Below are 6,276 nucleotides of genomic sequence, written 5' to 3' on the forward strand. Positions count from 1 at the left end.
TCTCGTGCGGTGTCTATTCGAGGATGATCACTCAACGTCCTGCGGGAAAAGCGTGGCCAAGTGAGACCCCGCAGGAGCGAAGCGACGAGGAGGCTCACGGATCGCCCGCGGAAAGCGTCCGCCTGTAGCGGAAATCACAGCCCCATTCAACAGGTACAAAACTAAGAACATTTTTTGAGTAACTAATATTCTGTTGGTCTGTGTTTCTTTATAAAAAGGAATTATGAAATTGATTCAGTTATCTAAAACGATTAACCGGATTTTAATCAAATTTTTTTCAATATGGAGTTTTTGTATTTGCTGTTAAATAGGGATTGAAGGGAATTTTTTAATCAATTTTTATTCTAAAGCTACAAGTGAGCCAATAATACACCGCTTGCCTTCGGAGACAATGTTCAGGATGAATTCATCAGCATGAGGAAATTTTAGAAACAAGGCGAATGATGTAGAATAAGAAAGAAAAAAGAAAATACATTGTACAATTGGTTGTAAATCCGCTAACATTAATGGTAATGAAAGTTTTTTTTCGAGAGGTGCTTTTTGTAGATGAATAAAGGACAACGGCATATTAAAATAAGGGAAATCATTGCTAACAATGATATAGAAACGCAGGATGATCTGGTTGATGAGTTGAAAAATGCAGGCTTCAATGTGACGCAGGCGACCGTCTCCAGAGATATTAAGGAATTGCATTTGGTTAAGGTCCCGTTAATGGATGGGCGCTATAAATACAGCCTGCCTGCCGACCAAAGATTCAATCCGCTGCAAAAGCTGAAAAGAATGCTCATTGATGCATTTGTTCGCATTGATTCGGCAAGTAATCTGCTTGTTATGAAAACCCTGCCGGGAAATGCACAGGCAATTGGTGCCCTGATTGACAACCTGGACTGGGAAGAAATTCTAGGCACGATCTGCGGGGATGATACTTGTTTAATCATTTGCAGGACTCAGGAAGATACCGAAACCATTTCAAATAAATTTTTGGACATGCTCTAATCCTTAGGAGAGGTGAGGTTTGCCTTGTTAACGGAAATATCCATTAAAAATTTTGCGATCATTGAGGCCCTTTCGATTTCATTTGAAAAGGGCTTAACTGTTTTGACAGGGGAAACCGGCGCGGGGAAATCGATCATTATTGATGCCGTCCATTTGCTTGTCGGGGGACGGGGCTCTGCCGAGTTCATACGTCATGGGGAAAAGAAAGCGGAAATCGAAGGGCTGTTTCAGCTGGAGGATGAGAACCATCCTGTATTTGCGAAAGCAGAAGAGTTCGGTATTGACGCGAGCGACGGAATGGTTGTGTTGCGCCGTGAAATGTCAAGCACCGGAAAAAGTGTTTGCCGGGTTAATGGAAAGCTTGTGACAATTGCTGTCCTGCGTGAAATTGGCGGGAAATTAATTGATATCCACGGCCAGCATGAGCATCAGGAACTAATGGACGAACGGCTTCATTTACCGCTTTTGGACCAGTTTGGCGGGGAAAAAATCTCCACTGCCCTTGCGGAATACGAAAATCTGTTTAAACAATTTGATCAAGCCACAAAGCAGTTGAAGAAACTCAGCCAAAATGAGCAGCAGATGGTGCACCGGCTTGACTTGATTAAATTTCAGCACGAGGAGATCGAAAAAGCGAATTTGAAGCTTGATGAAGATGAAGAGCTGTCAGAAGAAAGAAAATCAATTAATAATTTTGAAAAGATCCATGAGGCGCTTCAAACAAGCTATCAGGCACTTCGTGAAGAACAAAGAGGGCTTGACTGGGTATCAGTCGCGATGAATAATCTCGAGGACGCGGCCAGTGTTGATGAGTCTGTGCGACAGGTAGCGGAAACGATCTCAAACAGCTATTATCTTTTAGAGGATGCCGCTTCAGAAATCAGGGACCGGCTTGATACGCTGGAATACGATCCGGTGCGGCTTGATTTTATTGAAAACAGGCTGAATGAAATGAACCAATTGAAACGAAAATATGGCAAAACGATTGAAGAAATTCTCGAATATGGCGCCGCGATTGAAGAAGAAATTGAAACACTTTTAAATCGCGAAACGCATATCGCCAAGCTTGAAACTGAAATCAAGTCGATTAAGGAAGACCTGCTCGTGGAAGCGAAAAATCTTTCTGAAATTAGACAAAAATACGCGAAGCAACTGACGAAGCAAATTCATCAGGAATTAAAAGAACTATATATGGAGAAAACAGTCTTTGAAGTCCGTTTTCATAAATCTGCTTTGACACACGACACATTTGCAGACACGGGCATTCATTCCGGCGGCTTGGACGAGCTCGAATTTTATATTTCAACAAATCCAGGCGAGCCGTTAAAGCCGCTTTCCAAAATCGCGTCTGGCGGAGAACTGTCGAGAATCATGCTTGCTTTAAAAAGTATTTTCTCAAAACACCAGGGAATTACGTCAATAATTTTCGATGAAGTGGATACCGGTGTCAGCGGCAGGGTTGCCCAGGCAATTGCTGAAAAAATATATAAAGTGGCGGTGGATTCACAGGTGCTCTGTATTTCCCATCTGCCGCAGGTCGCTGCAATGGCCGATACTCATTTATTTATTGCCAAGGAAATCAAGGGCGGACGCACGAAAACCTCCGTCCAGCCGCTTGGTCAAAATGACAAGATAAAGGAAATCGGCAGGATGATCTCAGGCGTTGAGATAACCGACCTGACCAAACAGCATGCCAAAGAACTAATTGAGCAGGCAGAACAATTAAAAGAGGCCCGGTAACGTCTTAAAAACATAGGTGTATACATGGTTACATGTAAATGCGTGATTGAAAAGCTATCCAAAAACGGATAGCTTTTATTTTGCGGTGAAGTTATAAATGGATGGCATGAAGGCTACATTAAGGGTGTAGCCATAAAGCAAAAGGAAGCGAGGAGAGTGAATAGGTTGAAGCTATGGATAAACAGAATAATCGGTGGAATCCTCCTTGTTTCGCTACTAGCATTAGGGTTATACCAGCCACTCCGTGAATATATCTCATTCCCAAGAAAAATTGTCCTGTTTGAGGGCGATCAATATAGTATTCCTAAAGCCTTACCTGTAACCGCAAAAGTAATAACGGCTGATTCCGGTGCCGACGTCAATGAAGATGGGACTTCGATTACGCTTGATGCAGATAAGCCTGGTACAAATGAATTACTCCTCGATTTTGCAGGATTGCCGGCAAAAAAAGTCGACATCGAAGTCATTAAAGACTTTAAAGTCATACCGGGAGGACAGTCTATCGGGGTCAAACTGAACACCCTTGGGGTTTTGGTAGTCGGACATCACCTGGTGGACACGCAGCAAGGAAAGAAATCGCCAGGGGAATTAGCCAAAGTTGAAGTGGGCGATATCATTACGAAAATCAATGGCCAAACGATGAAAAAAATGTCCGATGTTACTCCTTTCGTTCAGGAAGCAGGAGAAAAGGGAGAACCTCTCCACCTTGACATTACCCGCGATAAAGAAACGGTAAAAGCAACGCTAAAGCCATTAAAGGACAAGAATGAAGGCACCTATAAGCTGGGGCTTTACATTCGTGATTCAGCGGCAGGAATTGGGACGATGACATTTTTTCATCCCGAATCAAGAAAATATGGAGCGCTCGGCCATGTGATATCCGATATGGATACAAAACAGCCAATCGTGGTCAAGGACGGTCAGATTGTCCGCTCGACAGTAACATCCATTGAAAAAGGGAGCAACGGAGACCCGGGTGAAAAACTTGCCCACTTCTCGAAAAATAGAGAAATCATCGGAAATATTAATCGGAACAGTCCGTTTGGCATTTTTGGAAAACTGAAGCAAAACATTGATAACGGAATCTCAGATAAGCCAATGCCCATCACATTGTCGCATGAAGTAAAAGAAGGACCGGCAAAAATCCTTACGGTCGTAGAAGGCTCGGCTGTATCGGAATTCGATGTGGAAATTGTCAGTACCATCCCGCAAAAATTTCCGGCGACAAAAGGCATGGTCTTAAAGGTAACAGATAAAAAGCTTTTGGAGCAGACTGGCGGAATCGTTCAAGGAATGAGCGGCAGCCCGATCATCCAAAATGGAAAACTGATCGGTGCCGTGACCCACGTGTTCGTCAACGATCCGACAAGCGGTTACGGGGTCCATATAGAATGGATGCTGAACGAGGCAGGAATCAATTTATATGAAAACGAAGCAAGGCATTTGAAAGCAAGTTGATACGAAGAAACCCCATACAGACTGCGGGGTTTCTTTTTTTCGATTATTCAGCATATTATCACACTTTTTTACATTTCCTTATCATTGTGGTAAAATAAACCATTGGGGTTTTTCGACAAATTCCTATACTAATGGCGAAAATAGTCGAAAACAGGAGAAAACGTGAGAAAGATAATGATATTGCACTATTTTTTTGAAAATAAGAGGATTTTCATTCCCATTGTCGAAAATTTCAATTACAATAGATTTAAATAATTAGAAAAAATGATCAACTGCAGTTGAGGAGGAAATAGAGTGAAGAAGATAAAAGTGTGTGTGGTAGATGATAATAGAGAGCTCGTGTCCTTGCTCGAGGAATATATCTCAAGTCAAGATGATATGGAGGTTATCGGTGTTGCCCATAACGGACAGGATTGCTTGACCCTGCTGGAAAGCACGGATCCCGACATTTTGATTCTAGATATCATTATGCCGCATGTAGACGGTCTTGCCGTTTTGGAAAAAATAAGGGAAACGAAGCAAGGGAACTCCCTTCCGAATGTTATTATGCTGACGGCCTTCGGACAGGAAGATGTGACGAAGAAAGCGGTCGATTTGGGAGCTTCCTATTTTATCCTTAAACCGTTCGATATGGAAAACCTCGCAAGCCAGATCCGTCAGGTCAGCGGAAAAGGAAATAGCGTTTTGAAAAAACCTTCTCAATACAGCTATCGCAACAGCCAGATAGAATCTAAGCCGAAAAATTTAAGCGCAAGCATCACAAGCATCATCCATGAAATCGGAGTGCCGGCCCATATTAAAGGTTATTTGTATTTGCGTGAGGCAATCACAATGGTCTACAATGATATCGAGCTTCTTGGGTCCATCACGAAGGTTCTATATCCGGATATTGCGAAGAAATATAATACGACTGCTAGCCGTGTGGAACGCGCAATTCGCCATGCCATTGAAGTGGCATGGAGCCGTGGAAACATTGAATCGATTTCTTCGTTGTTCGGCTACACTGTCAGCATGTCCAAAGCCAAGCCGACAAACAGTGAATTCATCGCAATGGTGGCTGACAAGCTAAGGCTTGAACATAAGGCTTCTTGAGAAGGTTAGGTGTGTAGACGTATTAATCATTTTTTCCTCGCTCAACAAACGAATGTTTGTTGAGTTTTTATATTTTTTCGTTGATAAATGTAAGCTATCGTTCATAATCATGAGCATAAGCTTTTTTGTTTATTACAATGAAATAAGAACGGTATGAAATTTGCAGGGGGCGAAGCTTCGGTGACTTTGATTTTTGCACACAGGGGGTCTTCAGGGACTCATCCAGAGAATACGATGATCTCTTTTCAGGAAGCGAAAAGAGCAGGTGCTGACGGTCTTGAAATCGATGTGCAGTTGTCTCGTGATGGCGAAATAGTCATTATCCATGACGAAAAGCTGGACAGAACAACAAACGGTACCGGGTATGTTAAGGATAGTACCCTTCAGGAAATTAAATCTTACAATGCAAGCCATCCATTCGGCAAACATTATGGACGGACGGAAATACCCACTTTAATCGAGTTGTTTGACTGGCTGCTAGGAAATGATTTGCTGTGTAATATTGAATTAAAAAACGGGGTGTTTCCGTATCCCGGTATGGAGGAAAAAGTAATCGGCCTGATCCGGAGCTATCGGTTGGAGGAACGGATCATCCTATCTTCTTTCAATCATTACAGCCTCGTCCATTGTGTCCGGATAGCACCCGAACTTGAAACAGCCCCGTTGTACAGGGACGGTCTTTACATGCCATGGGTTTACGCCCAATCGATAGGCGCCAAAGCGATTCATCCGAGCATTAAAGCGGCTCCGGATTATATTATTAATTCCGCCATCCGCGCAGGAATGAAAGTGCGGCCATTTACAGTCAATAATGAAAATAGAATGGAAGAGCTCATTCGGATAGGATGCAGCGCCTTTTTTACCGATTTCCCAGAAAATGCAGTCAAACTTCGTCAGAAATATAAATAAAGAAAACTCGCCACGCGGCGAGTCAGACTGTAGACAAACTGGATGAAATCGAGTTTGCCTGCGGTTATTTTTTTATTTGGC

General features: G+C 42.8%; 5 protein-coding genes. All 5 read left to right on the top strand.

Features of this window, described 5'->3' with window-relative positions; translation table 11 throughout:
* The first annotated feature begins 546 nt into the window (after positions 1–546).
* The 5 genes from ahrC (at position 547) to D0463_RS19175 (ending at position 6,195) form a co-directional block, all read left to right on the top strand.
* Complete coding sequence (gene ahrC, locus D0463_RS19155; RefSeq protein WP_117308944.1) at positions 547–996, top strand: transcriptional regulator AhrC/ArgR; 450 nt, start codon at positions 547–549, stop codon at positions 994–996.
* 24 nt (positions 997–1,020) lie between these two features.
* Entirely contained in the window at positions 1,021–2,736 is a 1,716-nt protein-coding gene (recN, locus tag D0463_RS19160) for a DNA repair protein RecN (protein ID WP_117308945.1), read from the top strand.
* A 165-nt stretch (positions 2,737–2,901) separates the two neighbouring features.
* A complete protein-coding gene (gene spoIVB, locus D0463_RS19165) occupies positions 2,902–4,194 on the top strand; it encodes a SpoIVB peptidase (RefSeq protein ID WP_117308946.1) in 1,293 nt (430 codons plus the stop codon).
* Between the two features lie 294 nt (positions 4,195–4,488).
* A complete protein-coding gene (spo0A, locus tag D0463_RS19170) occupies positions 4,489–5,286 on the top strand; it encodes a sporulation transcription factor Spo0A (protein ID WP_117308947.1) in 798 nt (265 codons plus the stop codon).
* A gap of 180 nt (positions 5,287–5,466) precedes the next feature.
* A complete protein-coding gene (locus D0463_RS19175; RefSeq protein ID WP_117308948.1) occupies positions 5,467–6,195 on the top strand; it encodes a glycerophosphodiester phosphodiesterase in 729 nt (242 codons plus the stop codon).
* The last annotated feature ends 81 nt before the right edge of the window (positions 6,196–6,276 follow it).

The sequence above is a fragment of the Bacillus sp. V59.32b genome, assembly GCF_003429085.1.
In the GTDB taxonomy this organism is placed as follows: domain Bacteria; phylum Bacillota; class Bacilli; order Bacillales; family DSM-1321; genus Peribacillus.